Source organism: Pseudomonas sp. NFIX49 (assembly GCF_900115915.1).
GTDB lineage: Bacteria > Pseudomonadota > Gammaproteobacteria > Pseudomonadales > Pseudomonadaceae > Aquipseudomonas > Aquipseudomonas pharyngis.
Genome location: NZ_FOYE01000007.1, coordinates 109119 through 123871 on the forward strand (window position 1 = coordinate 109119; position 14753 = coordinate 123871).

At 61.1% G+C, this 14753-nt stretch carries 16 protein-coding genes; 6 read left to right on the forward strand and 10 right to left on the reverse strand.

The window, feature by feature from the left end:
* Window positions 1-84 precede the first annotated feature (84 nt).
* Complete coding sequence (tpx, locus tag BMZ46_RS20590) at window positions 85-585, reverse strand: thiol peroxidase (RefSeq protein WP_074690905.1); 501 nt, start codon at window positions 583-585, stop codon at window positions 85-87.
* A 270-nt stretch (window positions 586-855) separates the two neighbouring features.
* On the opposite strand from tpx, the gene BMZ46_RS20595 reads away from it, so the two are divergent.
* The 3 genes from BMZ46_RS20595 (at window position 856) to BMZ46_RS20605 (ending at window position 4069) form a co-directional block, all read left to right on the forward strand.
* Window positions 856-1281: a YciI family protein gene (locus BMZ46_RS20595; RefSeq protein ID WP_074690904.1), complete on the forward strand. Its 426-nt coding sequence runs from the start codon at window positions 856-858 to the stop codon at window positions 1279-1281.
* Between the two features lie 149 nt (window positions 1282-1430).
* Entirely contained in the window at window positions 1431-3077 is a 1647-nt protein-coding gene (locus BMZ46_RS20600; RefSeq protein WP_074690903.1) for a J domain-containing protein, read from the forward strand.
* Window positions 3074-4069, forward strand: coding sequence for a DUF3829 domain-containing protein (locus tag BMZ46_RS20605; RefSeq protein ID WP_074690902.1), 996 nt, complete (start codon window positions 3074-3076; stop codon window positions 4067-4069). The genes BMZ46_RS20600 and BMZ46_RS20605 overlap by 4 nt, the downstream gene beginning before the upstream one ends.
* Before the next feature lie 49 nt (window positions 4070-4118).
* Here the strand turns inward: BMZ46_RS20605 and BMZ46_RS20610 are convergent, their stop codons facing one another.
* The 4 genes from BMZ46_RS20610 to BMZ46_RS20625 all read right to left on the reverse strand — a co-directional run bounded on the left by BMZ46_RS20610 (window position 4119) and on the right by BMZ46_RS20625 (window position 8200).
* Window positions 4119-4790 carry a DUF3313 domain-containing protein gene (locus BMZ46_RS20610; RefSeq protein WP_064596259.1) on the reverse strand — a complete coding sequence of 224 codons (672 nt, stop codon included), beginning with the start codon at window positions 4788-4790 and terminating at the stop codon, window positions 4119-4121.
* A gap of 156 nt (window positions 4791-4946) precedes the next feature.
* Window positions 4947-5921: a hypothetical protein gene (locus BMZ46_RS20615; RefSeq protein WP_074690901.1), complete on the reverse strand. Its 975-nt coding sequence runs from the start codon at window positions 5919-5921 to the stop codon at window positions 4947-4949.
* A 129-nt stretch (window positions 5922-6050) separates the two neighbouring features.
* On the reverse strand, window positions 6051-6530 hold the full coding sequence (locus BMZ46_RS20620) for a DUF934 domain-containing protein (RefSeq protein ID WP_074690900.1): 480 nt from the start codon (window positions 6528-6530) through the stop codon (window positions 6051-6053).
* Window positions 6527-8200 (reverse strand): nitrite/sulfite reductase, encoded by a 1674-nt coding sequence (locus tag BMZ46_RS20625; RefSeq protein WP_074690899.1) that lies wholly within the window; start codon window positions 8198-8200, stop codon window positions 6527-6529. The genes BMZ46_RS20620 and BMZ46_RS20625 overlap by 4 nt, the downstream gene beginning before the upstream one ends.
* A 255-nt stretch (window positions 8201-8455) precedes the next feature.
* Between BMZ46_RS20625 and ccoN the strand changes: the two genes are divergently transcribed.
* Both ccoN and BMZ46_RS20640 read left to right on the forward strand, forming a co-directional pair.
* Window positions 8456-9883 carry a cytochrome-c oxidase, cbb3-type subunit I gene (gene ccoN, locus BMZ46_RS20635; RefSeq protein ID WP_039772414.1) on the forward strand — a complete coding sequence of 476 codons (1428 nt, stop codon included), beginning with the start codon at window positions 8456-8458 and terminating at the stop codon, window positions 9881-9883.
* Between the two features lie 15 nt (window positions 9884-9898).
* Entirely contained in the window at window positions 9899-10120 is a 222-nt protein-coding gene (locus BMZ46_RS20640; RefSeq protein WP_074690898.1) for a hypothetical protein, read from the forward strand.
* Window positions 10121-10252: 132 nt separating this feature from the next.
* Here the strand turns inward: BMZ46_RS20640 and BMZ46_RS20645 are convergent, their stop codons facing one another.
* Window positions 10253-10744 carry a hypothetical protein gene (locus BMZ46_RS20645; protein WP_074690897.1) on the reverse strand — a complete coding sequence of 164 codons (492 nt, stop codon included), beginning with the start codon at window positions 10742-10744 and terminating at the stop codon, window positions 10253-10255.
* A 116-nt stretch (window positions 10745-10860) separates the two neighbouring features.
* Window positions 10861-11370: a GNAT family N-acetyltransferase gene (locus BMZ46_RS20650; RefSeq protein WP_074690896.1), complete on the reverse strand. Its 510-nt coding sequence runs from the start codon at window positions 11368-11370 to the stop codon at window positions 10861-10863.
* Window positions 11371-11780: 410 nt separating this feature from the next.
* On the opposite strand from BMZ46_RS20650, the gene BMZ46_RS20655 reads away from it, so the two are divergent.
* On the forward strand, window positions 11781-12152 hold the full coding sequence (locus tag BMZ46_RS20655) for a DUF6124 family protein (RefSeq protein WP_039772362.1): 372 nt from the start codon (window positions 11781-11783) through the stop codon (window positions 12150-12152).
* Between the two features lie 147 nt (window positions 12153-12299).
* Here BMZ46_RS20655 and BMZ46_RS20660 read toward each other — a convergent pair whose 3' ends face one another.
* From BMZ46_RS20660 to BMZ46_RS20670, 3 genes are read right to left on the reverse strand one after another with little or no spacing between them, the layout of a single operon-like run.
* Window positions 12300-13277, reverse strand: a complete 978-nt coding sequence (locus BMZ46_RS20660) for a LysR family transcriptional regulator (RefSeq protein ID WP_074690895.1) — start codon at window positions 13275-13277, stop codon at window positions 12300-12302.
* Between the two features lie 39 nt (window positions 13278-13316).
* Window positions 13317-14264, reverse strand: a complete 948-nt coding sequence (locus BMZ46_RS20665) for a peptidylprolyl isomerase (protein WP_074690894.1) — start codon at window positions 14262-14264, stop codon at window positions 13317-13319.
* The gene (locus BMZ46_RS20670) at window positions 14261-14728 is read right to left on the reverse strand and encodes a YbjN domain-containing protein (RefSeq protein ID WP_039772356.1); all 468 of its coding nucleotides are present in this window, start codon (window positions 14726-14728) and stop codon (window positions 14261-14263) included. Before BMZ46_RS20670 ends, BMZ46_RS20665 begins: the two co-directional genes overlap by 4 nt.
* Window positions 14729-14753: the final 25 nt, after the last annotated feature.

Below are 14753 nucleotides of genomic sequence, written 5' to 3' on the forward strand. Positions count from 1 at the left end.
ACGTTTCAAGGTGTGAGGCAAAACACTGATACACAAATGAAAACGGCCTGGACAGAGCCAGGCCGTTAACAATTGTAAAAGCGCTTACTTGAGAACGGACAGCGCCGCTTCGTAGTCAGGCTCTTCGGCAATTTCCTTGACCAGTTCGCTGTGCAGGACGTTGTCGTTTTCGTCCAGAACAACCACCGCACGGGCGGTCAGGCCTTTCAGCGGGCCGTCAGCGATGGCCACGCCGTAGTTCTCGAGGAACTCGGTGCCGCGCAGGGTCGACAGGTTTTGTACGTTTTCCAGGCCTTCGGCGCCGCAAAAACGAGCCTGGGCGAACGGCAGGTCAGCCGAGATGCACAGCACCACGGTGTTGCTGATGTCGTTGGCCTGAGCGTTGAACTTGCGCACGGAGGTGGCGCAGGTCGGGGTGTCGACGCTTGGGAAGATGTTCAGCACTTTGCGCTTGCCGGCGAAGTCTTTCAGGGTGACGTCGGACAGATTGCCGGCTACCAGGGAAAAGGCTGGCGCCTTGGAACCGGCTTGTGGCAGTTGGCCGTTGACTTGAACCGGGTTGCCTTTGAGAGTGACTTGAGCCATGAACGGAGTCCTTCTTAACGTTGTTGGGAAAGCATGCAAGAGGCGGAAGTTAACCACGAAATTGTCCGACGACCTATGCCTGGACTGAAATTGTCATGTGCTGGCACGCAAAACTGGATACACATTCTCCAGTAGCCCCACATCCCCGCTCTCAAAGAGGGTGATGCTTGTTAAAACGCAAGTCTGCGTCTTTTCTTTAACGACCTGTCGATTAAGACCCCGGCCGTTCGACTAAGCCATGAATCCCTCACTTACCTGCGGAGAAACACCATGCGCTTCATGATCATTGTCAAAGCCAGCCACGACTCCGAAGCCGGCGTGATGCCCAGCGAGCAATTGTTGACGGACATGGGCAACTACAACGAGGAACTGGCCAAGGCCGGCATTCTGGTTTCTGCCGACGGCCTTCACCCCAGCAGCAAAGGCGCCCGTGTGCGCTTCAGCGGTGAAAACCGCAGCGTGATCGACGGCCCGTTTGCCGAGACCAAAGAGCTGATCGCCGGTTACTGGATCTGGGACGTCAAGTCCAAAGAGGAAGCCATCGAGTGGGTCAAGCGTTGCCCGAACCCCATGCCGGGCACTGAATCGGAAATCGAGATTCGCCAAGTGTTCAGCGCGGAAGATTTCGGCGCCGAGTTCACCCCGGAACTGCGCGAGCAGGAAGAACGCATACGCGAGCAAGCCAAAAAACACTGAAGCCCCGAATCGAGCACGTCAGCATTTTCCGTAAGGCCGGTGACGACTGAGCGAGACACGGGGACTTTTCGACGCGAAACAGGTAGGGTGCGCAACATCACAATGCCACCACTGGATCGCGTCGCGTTTTTTATGGAGTTGTCATCGCAATGAGTTGCTGGACCGTCCTTGGCCTGTCGGCCGACGCCGATGTGCGCACTATCAAACGCCAATATGCCGTCCTGCTCAAACAGACCCGCCCCGACGATGATCCCGAGGGTTTCCAGCGGCTGCGCGATGCCTATGAGCAGGCGCTTGCGTACAAGGAATGGCAGCAGTATCACGAGCAGAATCAGGATGAAGAGCAGGAACAGGGTATTGAAGAATCCTGGGACCTGAGCGGCCTGACCGTGGTCGAGGTCGATGCTCTGCAACTGGCGACCCGTTCGCTGGATGGACTCAGCGTTGAAGAGCTGAATCATCGCCATGCCGTCACCCTCGAACAGGGTTGCGCACATTTCTTCGAAGACACGGTGCTGCATCATTGCATTGAACACCCTGAGACTTCGCAGACGCTGGTGGACTGGGCCATCCCGACTTTCTTCTGGTTCAGCGCCTGGCAACGCCTCGAACTCGACCACATATCGATAGACCTGTTGCTGGATCGACAACGCGCGCGCATTGTGCAACCGATGCACGATGCCCTTGAACGCGAAGACGTTGAAGGTTTCCTCCAGGCCTACGAGCGTTGCGGGGAGCACAACTGGCTCGCGATTGCACTGCAACAGGAATGGTTCAACCGGATGCTCAGCCATTTACTGCTGGATGCCCCGGTCTGGTCTCCCGAGATTTTCGAACGGGTGCGCAACAATCAAGGCTGGCACGGCTGCACGGGAAATCCCTGCCCTGACGGCGAATGGCAACGCCTGCTGGCTCGCCAGAATGCGCCGCTTTTCCTGGCTCACCAGCAACAACTGGCCACGGAGCCCGCCGCCACCCCCGAACACCGCGCCGCCCGCCTGCTGCTGGGCACCGGCTCGTTCAGCGCCCGCCGTGCACTCGCCCGCCGCCTGCGCGAAGAAGACTGGGCGCAGTGCCGGAAACTGAGTTCAGAACTGTACGCCAATCACCCAAATGTGTGCGCGCAGATGCCCGGCGGCACGGCGTTTTTCTGGCAAAGCTGGGAACTGAGCTTCAATGACTGGCCGACGTATGTGGGCGTGGTGCTGGCCTGCCTGATTGGCGCGTTCACCCATTACATTCCGTTGGGTGTGCGCCTCAGTGGGTTGATCAATATCGTCATGATCTCGACCGTGGTGTTTGGCGTGATCGTGGCCGGGCTCAATTGGCTGGTGCACAACGTTGCTCATCGCGTATGGCGGCTGGATGACCGGCTCAGCGCCGCTCTTTGCCCCGGAGTTTTCAAAGACTCGCCGCCGTTCGGCGTGCTGCGCGACCTGGTGCCCGGCGCATTGATGGTGGCCGGGCTCGGCTGGTTTTTCGGCCCGATTGCCGGCGGGGTGTACGCCGCGACCCTGGCGACCTTCGGACTGGTGCGCCGCTGGCAGTCCAGGCCGCGGGTGTCCTGGGAAGAAAGCCGACCTGCCGTGAAAGTCGGCGTGACGATCCTCGGAATTCTGGTGCTGGCCCTCGTGCTCGGCGTGTTCAAAGTGGTCGCCAGCCAAGGCACGGTCAATCGCAATCAGGGTCTGCAACCCTGGACCGAACGCCTGTGCAGCCGCTTGCCGGCCACCACCGCCGAATGCAGCGCACCGGCCACCGTTGAACAGTGGTACGGCAAGGAGGCGCGCCCATGACCACGAGAGTGATGTTTTGCGTCGGTATTTTCTTCGCGCTGGTGGTGATGGCGCTGACAAGTGCGACCCACCCTTTCCTGCAACTCGATCTCTGGCTGGACGGGCGCGATGCGCCGGTCACCGCTCAGGCCAATGCCCTGAGCCCGGTGATTGCCTGCGTCAACCGGATCGACGTGCAATGGCGAGCGGCCTACGACCGCTACAAGAACCCTCAACCGCCCGTGCCTCGCGACCAGCTCTGGTTGAAGAGCCTCAAGGATTTCGACGACAGCGACGCGTTCAATGTGCGAGACATTCAGCGCGATGTCTGCGGTCAGGGCCTCACGGAAAAACTCGAACTGCTGGAATGGCAGCCTGAACTGGCGCGACAGGCCAACGAGTACGTCCGGGCGCTGAGTCACGTTACGACCACCATTGCACCCACGCGGTTTTACCGGGAGGCGAGTTTCACCTCCGGGTCGCAACAGCCCTCCCCTGGAGAACTGGCTGCGATCGAGCGCGTTTCACAGGAGTACATCGACGCCTCGACGGCTCTGCGGCAAAGCCTGCTGCCGCTCGACGCTGCGCAGCGTCCCGAACAGCTCAAGCTGATCGAGGCTCGTCTGGGCAGGGACATTCACTGGGACTTGCTGGCGTACATGATTCAGGCGCGGGAGACCGTCGACGTGCTCGACGAAGCGATGAAAAATCGCACTCTGACCCCAAAATTGCTGGCCGACACCACCGCGAAGTTGCAACAGGCGTGGAACCGTCGCGAACCCTGGCTCGCACCGCGCACGGGTGGATTCCAGAACAAGACTGATGCCGCACGGGATCTGTGGCTGCGCATCGGCGAGCCGGGGCAAAACTATCTCGAAGCATTGAACACCCTGCAAGCCGACTGGCAGAACCACGCCAAGCCCGAGCGTTTGAGCGAGGACTACTACGCCGTGACCCGCCGTTACGACGGCTTGCTCAGCCATTACAACCGCCTGGCCCGCGCCAGCTTCTGACGTAGTGCACACGCCGGATCGTCCTCAGAGGCGACCCGGCGTGCCGGTCTTACTTGGCCTTGAGCTTGAGGTAGGACTGGTGCAGATCCGCCGCCCAGCCATCGATCACGCTTTTCACGTCATCGGCCTTCATCACCTGCGAATCGTTTTCCAGCGGTTTGCCGGTGCCTTTGCGCACCACCTGCGCCGCCACTTTGTTAGTGCCGCCATCGAGGAACACCGCTTCGGTCGCCAGGGTGGTTTCCTGATCGCGAATGCCGCTGGCGGTGCTGACCGCTGCCGCTACCAACGCCACCGGAATCACCTCATACGCGTGCAAGCCTTCGGTCTTGCTGCTGACGGCGGTGATGGCCGCGCGCACCACAATCACACCCGGCCCGGGGCCCGAGGCCAGCGGCAGGGATTTGCCCAGTTCGCGCTTGAGCGCCTGATCGTAATAGCTGGTGATGCCGTTGAGAGTCTGCTGCGGAATCTTCACGGTGGGTTGCGGTTTGGGATAGAGCTGGGTCGGTTCGACGTAGAAGCTGGTGAATTTGCCGATGTCGACTTTCGGGTCAATCCAGCGCATCACTTCAGCCCCCGACGGGGATTTGGCCTCCCTCAGCTGGCTGTAGTCCTTGAGGAAGCCTGAGTACTCGTCGGGTGCGACGGTTTTGCTGGAGCAGCCCACCACGCCCAGCGTGGCAATGCACAGGGTGCTCATCATTACGGCTAGCTTCATGCTGTAACTCCTGTCGGAAGGCCGAATTTATTGCGTCGGGGGAGTTACAGGTATAGCTAAATTCGCGCCGTTTGCGATCAGAAACCCCAACATTGCGCAACGTCGGGTCCGGACCTTTGAAAGGTCCGGACCATCACGGGTGCTCAAGGCTTTCTTCTACCAGCTCGAAGTCTCCCCACTGCGCAACGCCATCTCCCGCCGGCTGTTGGCCCGCATCGCCTTGATCAGCGACACCGTGCCCACCAGCAAAATCGCCGCACCGAACAGAAAATCAATGTTGTACAGCTGGAAATCCTGCACCGGCCCCACCAGCACCGTGCGCACCACGCCAATCCCCACCAGCGTTGCAAGGAAGTCGATCCCCGGCTCATCGCGGTAGAACACCAGCAGCAACGGCAGGCACAGCACCAGCAGCATCAACAGCACCACGACCTTGAACGAGCCTTTGCGCTCGACGCTGAACGCGCATTCGTGGGGGCCGTAGGCCTTGTAGTCCTCGTCGCGGATCATCGAGTTTTTCTCGTTGATGTAGTCGGCGCGGTTGTACTTCTGGATCGGCGTGAAGGTGTTGGACATCTCCATCAGCGTGGTGATGTTCTTGAAGCGCAGGTCGATGCGCTCGCTACCCTTGAGGTAATACAGGACTGGCTTGTAGCCGTAGCGATAGGTGTCGAAAGGAAACTCGGTGACCCGGCCCTGGACGCTGATCGGCCGCGATTCGAGTTCGGCGAAGGCGCTCTTGTCGGTCGAGGCGAGGTTGCGGCTCAGGGGCAGGACTTTCACCTGTTCGAGGAAAATCGGCGTGACGTCGAACGACCACTGCAACGGTTGCAGGCGCAGACGCAGTTCGTTGCGGCCCAGGTCATAGCGGTTGAAGGTGCGTTCGGAGACCACCACTGCGCCGCTGAGCATGAACTCGCCGCGCAGGTTGTTGGTGATGCGCAGGGTCAGTTGATCCTTGCCCAGCAACGCCGCTTCGGTGTTCGGCGGCGTGCCGCACCAGGCGGTGCTTTCGCCGACGCCACCGAGATGACCGCCACGGTTTTCGTTGAACACATAGATGTAACCGGCCCACAGCGTCACCATCAGCAGCAACGCGGTGATGCCCAGAATTTTTTTGCCCGGACTCACTGATCAGACTCCCTTCTTCGTTCCGTCGTCCAGCCGAAAACCCGCTGGCGACGGGGACTCTACCAAAAGGCCACCATCGACCCAAGGAAAAATCCCCGATTCATCAGGGTTCTAAGGGTTTCCCCTGCATCACCGGCGCCGGAACAACGGTCGCGGTTCGATCACCGAGCGCCCGTACAACACGCTCATCCCGGCCAGTCCCTTGAGTGCATCCTCGGCGGATTTGTCCTCGCGCACGGCGAAGCTGTCGAAACCGCACTGGCGCATGTGGCTGAGCTGGTCGCGCAGTACATCGCCGATGGCGCGCAACTCGCCTTTCCAGCCGAAACGGCTGCGCAGCAGATAGGCCTGGCTGTAGGCGCGGCCGTCGCGAAAGCTCGGGAAGTCGAGGGCGATCAGTGGCAACGAGCTCAGCCACGGCAGCAGGCTTTCGACGCCGTCGTCCGGGCCGAGCCAGACCGCATGGGTCGAGGGTGATTCGAGCCAGTGGGCCAGTGGCAGAATCAGCATTTCAGTGCTTTCAGACGTTTCAGGCGAGCGGATCAGCGTCCACGGATCATCCAGCACGATCCGCGCCCCACTCTCCTCCATGCGCAACAAATTGTTCATGCCGACACCTCCAGCGCTTTCGGGTAGACCCGCTCCTTGAACGGCTCCAGGCCGATGCGCGCCACGGTATCGACGAACAGTTCTTCGGCCTCGCGATAACGCACGAAGGTGCCGATGATCCGCTCGATCACCTGCGGCACTTCGGCGGCGCTGAACGACGGGCCGATGACCTTGCCCAGTTCGCTGTTCTTGCCCTGGGCGCCGCCGAGGGTGATCTGGTACCACTCGCTGCCGTTTTTATCGACGCCGAGAATCCCGATGTTGCCGATGTGGTGATGGCCGCAGGCGTTCATGCAGCCGGAGATGTTGAGGCTGATGTCGCCCAGATCATGCAGGTAATCGAGGTTGTCGAAACGCGCCTGAATCGCTTGGGCAATCGGGATCGACTTGGCATTTGCCAGCGCACAGAAATCACCGCCGGGGCAGGCAATGATGTCGGTCAGCAGGCCGACGTTGGCGACGCCCAGCCCCTGCTCTTTCGCCAATTGCCACAGCGTGTACAGATTGGACTTGGGCACATCCGGCAGGACGATATTCTGTTCGTGGGCGATGCGGATTTCGCCGAAACCGAAACGCTTCGACCAGTCGGCCACGGCCAGCATCTGCGCATCGGTGACGTCCCCCGGCGGCGAGGCCAGGCCCGGTTTGGTCGACAGCACCACGCTGGTGTAGCCCGGCACTTTGTGCGGCTGCACGTTGCGCGCGACCCAACGGGCGAACGCCGGGTTGTCGGCCAGGTGCGTGCCGTAATCCAGATCGGTGCCCGCCAGCGTTTGGTAGCTCGGCGGTACAAAAGCACTGGCGACCCGCTGATATTCATCTTCGGTCAGTTGCGCCGGGCCGTCCTTGAGGTGTTGCCATTCCTCCTCGACCTCTTTGGCGAACGCCTCGATGCCCAGCGCCTTGACCAGAATCTTGATCCGCGCCTTGTACTTGTTGTCGCGTCGGCCGTGGCGGTTGTAAACCCGCAGCACCGCCTCGACGTAGGACAGCAAGTGTTGCCACGGCAGGCCATCGCGAATTTGCAGACCGAGAATCGGCGTGCGCCCCAGACCGCCGCCGACGATCACTCGCAGCAGCATCTGGCCGTCACGACCGGGGTAAAGGTAGAGACCGATGTCGTGCATCATGATCGCCGCGCGATCCTGCTTCGCCGAGCAGATGGCGATCTTGAACTTGCGCGGCAGGAACAGGAATTCCGGGTTGATCGTCGACCATTGCCGCAGGATTTCCGCCAGCGGACGCGGGTCGATCAGCTCGTCCGCCGCGACTCCGGCGAAGGCTTCGGTGGTGATGTTGCGCACGCAATTGCCCGAGGTCTGGATCGCATGCATGTTGACCTGGGCCAGACGCTCGAGAATGTCCGGCACCTCGTGCAGCTCGATCCAGTTGAACTGCATGTTCTGCCGGGTGGTGAAGTGGCCGTAACCACGATCATAGTCCCGGGCGATGCTTGCCAGTGTGCACATCTGTTCGGCGCTCAGCGTGCCGTAAGGAATGGCCACCCGCAGCATGTACGCGTGCTTTTGCATGTACAGGCCGTTTTGCAGGCGCAGCGGCAGGAACTCTTCTTCGCTCAACTCCCCGGCCATGAAGCGCTCGACCTGATCGCGAAACTGCGCAACGCGCTCGAACACCAGCGCCCGGTCGTAATCATCGTATTGATACATGCAACTGCCACCTCATCAGGAGTTTCCCACAGTTTTGTAAAAGCACTATGACGTTGCAGCGCAGCCCGTTACAGATTCACCTGAACGCATAAAAACCGTATCAGGACGCGGCAGATGGCCGCAGGCAGCGCCTGGATCTGATCCGCATAAATGATCAATTCCTGAGCCTGTTTTGTTTCCGGTGGGGTTTCTACAGTGCAGTTCGTGCCAGACCGGGTGGCCTGGCAAGACTTTGCAACCGTGGATGAACTGACCATGAGCACAGCAACAATCGGACAGGCTTATAACTACAAGGTCGTCCGCCAATTCGTCATCGCGACTGTTTTCTGGGGTGTCGTGGGCATGGCGATGGGGGTATGGATCGCCTCGCAACTGGTATGGCCGGACATGAATCTGGACTTGCCGTGGACCACCTTCGGCCGCTTGCGACCCTTGCACACGAGCCTGGTGATTTTCGGTTTCGCCGGCAGCGCGCAATTCGCCGCCAGTTACTACGCCGTGCAGCGGACCTGCCAGGTGCGGCTGTACTCGGACAAACTCGCCGCCTTCACCTTCTGGGGTTGGCAATCGGTGATCGTGATCATGCTGGTCACCCTGCCGCTGGGCTACACCACCACCAAGGAATACGCCGAGATCGAATTCTCCGGCGCGGTGTGGATGGCCGTGGTCTGGGTCGCGTACGCCGTGGTGTTCTTCACCACCGTGGTGCAGCGCAAGACCAAACACATCTATGTCGGCAACTGGTTTTTCGGCGCGTTCATTCTGGTGATCGCCATGCTGCACGTGGTCAATCACCTGTCGATCCCGGTGGACTGGTTCAAGTCCTATCCGGTGTATTCCGGCGCCACCGACGCCATGGTGCAGTGGTGGTACGGCCACAACGCGGTGGGTTTCTTCCTGACCACCGGGTTCCTCGGGATGATGTATTACTTCGTGCCCAAGCAAGTGAATCGGCCGGTGTATTCGTATCGCTTGTCGATCGTGCATTTCTGGGCGCTGATCACCCTGTACATCTGGGCCGGCCCGCACCATTTGCATTACACCGCGCTGCCGGACTGGGCGCAGTCGCTGGGCATGGCGATGTCGCTGATCCTGTTGGCGCCGAGCTGGGGCGGCATGATCAACGGGATGATGACCCTCTCCGGCGCGTGGCATAAATTGCGCACCGACCCGATCCTGCGTTTCCTCGTTCTATCGCTGGCGTTCTACGGCATGTCGACGTTCGAAGGGCCGATGATGGCGATCAAGACCGTCAACGCCCTCTCCCATTACACCGACTGGACCATCGGCCACGTCCACGCGGGGGCACTGGGCTGGGTGGCGATGATCACCTTCGGCGCGACGTATCACATGGTGCCCAAGGTCTTTGGCCGCGAGCGGATGCACAGCACGCCGCTGATCAATCTGCACTTCTGGCTGGCGACCATCGGCACGGTGTTGTACATCGCTTCGATGTGGGTCAACGGCATCACGCAGGGCCTGATGTGGCGGGCGATCAACGAGGACGGCACGCTGACTTATTCGTTCGTCGAGGCGCTGCAGGCCAGTCATCCGGGGTTTGTCGTACGGTTTGCCGGCGGGGTGTTCTTCCTCAGCGGCATGTTTCTGATGGCCTACAACGTGTGGCGCACGGTGCGAGTGGCGGATGTTGCGATTGCCCATCGTGAAGCGCAGATCGCCTGATCAAGGGAGCTGGTCATGTTCGATGTTTTATTGAATGTGTTGGGCGTGGTGTTTCTGTGGCTGGCGGTTGAGTACTGCTTGCGACACGAGACGGCCGAAAGTCTGGATGAGGCGAGTCTGACGCCGTTTGCGGATGATCCGGAGGTGGCGCGGCGGGTTGAGATGGCCACCGGTAAAACCGTGAAAGCGGTGGCGCCGGAGATAGCCAAACCGGGCTGGATCAACCTCGAAATGTGAGCCACCCCTTACTGATCGTTCCCACCCTCTGCGTGGGAATGCCTCAAGGGACGCTCCGCGTTCCAGCTCCGGAAGGGACGCGGAGCGTCCCGGGCTGCATTCCCACGCAGAGCGTGGGAACGATCAAGTGTGTCAACCTCGGTCGCGGGGGATGAGGCTTTGCAATTGCTGCGCGAGGAAATTCGCGTCGAAGGCAAAGGTATCCGGATCCTTCAACCCATTGGTCTTGCGCCACTGCCACTCCCCGCCCGGCAGTCCCACCAACGAAACACTCCCATACCGCGCCGCCGTCAACCCCATCACCGCCAGCGAAATCTGCCCGCCGCTGCCCATCACGTCCGGCACAAACTCGACCGGTTTGCCGGCAATCACGATGCTCAGTTTTTCAGTCTTGAAGGTTGAGGTCTCAACCGGTGTGCTCGGCCCGAACGCCACATAAGCCTCGCGACTCACCTCCAGCAACCCCGGCGCCTGCACCGGTTCCAGCCATTGCTGGATCCGCCCGAACAACTCGGTGATCCGGGTGGCCCAGGTCGCCGATTGCGTCTCGAACAGTTGCTTCTTGTGCGCTTCGCTGTCGGCATAGTGGCGAAGCATTTCGCCCAGTTGCTGTACGTCGTCCATTGCGGTGTTCCTTTGAGGAAGCAGTGCTGCGGACTCCGAGCATGGCAGATGCCGATGACGGCCGTGCAAGTCATTTGCCTGCACGGTCGCCCCATCGACCATTGACGGACAGAAGGTCAGCGTTTGCGCAGACGCGCCATGCTCAAGGTGTCGACCCATTGCCCATCACGCACGGCGTAATCGCGGAACAGGCCCTCATTTTCGAAGCCGAACTTGCGATAGAGGCCGATGGCCGCCTCGTTGTCGGCGTACACCGAAAGCTCGACCCGGTGCAGGTTCATCCAGTTGTCGGCGATGTCCAGCGCCGCTGCCAGCAGCTTCGAACCCACGCCCTTGCCCTGCCACGCCACCGCAACGGCCATGCCGACACTGCCCGCATGGCTGCGGCGAATTCGTGAATACTGCTCCAGCCCCAGATTGCCGATCACCACCCCCTGATGCAGCGCTACCAGTTGCACCACCCGCTCGTTGTCCGGCGCCAGGCGTTTGCGCCAGACCTCGGTGGTCTGAAACGGCATCTGCAACACCTGCCGGGTCACGGCCGGGTCGTTATAGAGCGCGGTGATGCCCTCGACGTGGGATTCGTTGTAGCGCTCAAGGTGAATGGCGGGGTTGTGCTCAGGCATGAAAGATCCCTCCTGGATCAGTGCGTGGCGGGTCACTTTAAACCGCTTCGTCGCGGTTTCGCCATGACCGTTTAAAACCGTTAACCGAAACGTCCGGCAAGCCACAACGGCTTGCGCCATTGCCTACGCATCCGCCAGAATCCGCCGGCTTGTGCGCCTTGAGGGCGGGCTCTATCGTTTCCGGGTCGCTGATGAATCAGCGATCGGGTTTCGCAGCCCGGATCAATCAAGGCGCCCAGAGCGTCGTTTCCGTTCAGCATTCTTTGCTGGTCGCGTAATGGCGGTTGTGCGCGGGATACCTTCGGGTATGCCGGGTTCCTTGATTCCCGGTCTGCGAACCCGCGTACAGCTGCCACCTCCATTCGTTTCGCAGCGAACCGTGGCAGCTCCATCAATCAGGGAGTACTACCATGATCAAACCAACGCCAAATCCACCCGAAACCGATACTACCTCGCCCTACGAATCCCTCGATTCCAAGACATTCCACGAAGCCGCCGAACGCGCCCTCGACCACTACTTCAATCCCCTGCTCCCCAGAAAACCGCTGCTCAAACCCAACACCCGCTACCTCATCGCCCCCGGCATCGACAGCGAAGAACTGCTGGCCGACGCCTGCGAAACCCTGACCTCGGCCAAAACCATGGCCACCGACTTCGCCGGGCTGGTGGACGGTTCGCATCGACACGTGCTGCTGGGCATTGCGCAACTGATCATGCTGGGTGAACTGGCGGTAAATCGGGCACTGGATAATCTGGAGTTGAAGGCCGAGGCGCCGCTGTAACCTGATCGCCTGATCGTTCCCACGCTCTGCGTGGGAATGCAGCCCGGGACGCTCCGCGTCCCTTCCGGAGCTGGAACGCGGAGCGTCCCTTGAGGCATTCCCACGCGGACGGTTCGACGCCTCGACGTGGGAACGATCTAAGTCCGCCTACTCAAACCACTCCTGCCGCTCATTGAACGTCCGCTGAATCAACTCAACCAACGTCTGTACTTCAGCCACATCCTGCGATGCGGAATTAATCGCCAACCACGCCTGCAACCGCATCGCCTCGTCAAACAACCCCGGCAACGCCACCAACCCGCGATCAAACCGGCTCATGTACATCGGCAGCAACCCGATGCACGCGCTGCACCGGATCATCTCCAGCATCAGCTCATAGGACTGCATCTGCACCACCCCGGCCAACCGCTGTTCGACCAGTTCGTTCCACGGCCGAAAGCTGTCGATCTGCCGATCGTGCTGCCATTGCACCAGCATGAAATCGGCGAGGTCATCGGGGCTTTCCGGGCGTGCAGTCACGCGCGAATAGCGTTTGGCGATATGCGGCTGGTATTCCAGTTGCGCGAGGCGTTGCGGTTCGCTGGTGGCGAAAGTCGGGCCCGGATGCGGGGAGTCGCCGTGGGCGAGCCACAGCACGATGTCGGCGCTGACGGCGCGCAGGGCCAGTTCGCTGTCGAGGGCGATGATCTCGAGCCGCACGCTGGCGTTGCGGCGCAGCAGTGCGATGAGGTCGCGGCCGAGGATGTCGTGCAGGATCGATTCAGCGACGGCCAGCCTTATCAGCGGTTGCTCGATCACCGGCAGTTTGCGTTCGTGGGCCAAAGCGATCAGTTGCGCCTGCAATTGCTGGCCTTCGCGGGTCAGGCTGAGCGCGCTGCCTTGAAAGCTGAACAGCGCGCATTGCAGTTGTTGTTCAAGTTGCGCCAGTTGTTTGCGCAGCAGGGTCGAGCGCACGTTGAGGCTGCGGGCGGCCTGCATGAAGCAGCCGCAACGGGCGCTGACCAGAAAGTATTGGGCGACGTCGCCGTCGAGGGTCGCGGCCTGCGCCAGCCAGGGTTCGTCCTTGTCCCGGGGCCAGCGGAAATCGGCGCTGCTCTGTCGTGCTGCGGGTTCGGTGAATGACATCGATGACTCCCTGTCGATCTTTGTTTTGATGTGCAGCGCTTAAGGTTTGGTCTCCAGCACCTTGTTGAGCTCGGCCCCGTCAATGCTCAGCGTCGCGGTGTTGAGCATGCCGTCCAGATACGCCTGGGCGATCTGCTCCTGACGTTGTGCCCGCAAGGCCTGGGTCAGTTGATCGCGCAACTCGTCGAGAGTCGCGGTACGGGCCGGTTGTTGTTCGGTGAGTTTGATCACGTGAAATCCGGCGCTGCTTTGAACGGGATCGGAGACCGCGCCAACCTTGAGCCGCGCCACGGCGCCACGTACTTCCGGCACCAGTTGCTGCAACGGTTGCAGGCCCGTGTCGCCGCCGCGTTCGGCAGTGAGGCGATCCTGGGAAAACTCCTTGGCCAGCGCTGCAAAGTCCGCCGGGGTTGCCTGGGCTTTCTTGCTCAACTCCGCCGCCTGCTTGCGCACGGCCTCAAGATTCTGCGGCTCATTCACCCCGAGGAAAATCTGGCTGACCCGATACAGCGCCGGCGTCTGCCAGTTGGCCTTGCCCGCGTCGTACGCCTGCTGCAACTCGGCGGCGCTCGGGTAATCCGCCGGCACTTGGCTCACCGACTGCAAATAGTCGCGGAACACGATCTGTTCGGTGGCGGCGCGGGTTTGCCGAACCACGTCCGGGCGCTGCGCCCAGCCTTGGGCGTCGGCCTGTTCCAGCACGGCTTTTTCGGCCAGGCGTGAACGAATCCAGCGCTCCAGCGCCTCACGATTACCGCGCAGTTGCTCGCGGGTCTGCGGCGGGACGGCCGCCAGCAGCGCCTGCAATTCCTCCGGCGAGACCTGCTGATTGCCCAATCGCGCCACCGCAGGCCCACTGTTCGCCGCAGTGACCGGCGCCGGTTGCTGGGCGGCGACCGGGTCATTACCCGGCCGCACCACCAGCGCCACGGCGACCACCAACAGCGCCACCGCAGCGGCGCTGATTACCATGGCAGGTTTTGTCACAGCGCGACTTCCTCTTGCTCAACTTTTGGCGCCTGGGCGGCAGCAGCGTTCTGGGTGAAATCACGCAGGTACACGATGAACTCCTGCAACAGGCGATCCCACAATTCCAGGTTGCCGCGCAGGTAATCGCCGCTGACGCCAGCAGCCACCACCACGTCCATCTCCATCACCAGAAACTCGCCCTGCAACGACAACCGGGCAAACCGGCGAGTCGCGTTCCACTGCTCAGCCACACCGGCCGGCAACTCACCCTGCACGCGCAAGGCGCAGCTGAACGTGAAGTCGACGTAGCTGCCCTGCTCCGCCACCGCCGGGTTGCCGAAACGCACGGCATAACCGATGCCCTGGCTGGCGCTGAGCAACTGGACGATGCCGTTCTGTTCGGTCTGGTTGACGCGGTAACCGGCAGCTTGCAGCACGTCGGTCAGGGATTGCGGGGATACGTGGGAGATCAATTGAGTCATTACTTCTTCCTTGTCCATGAGTCTT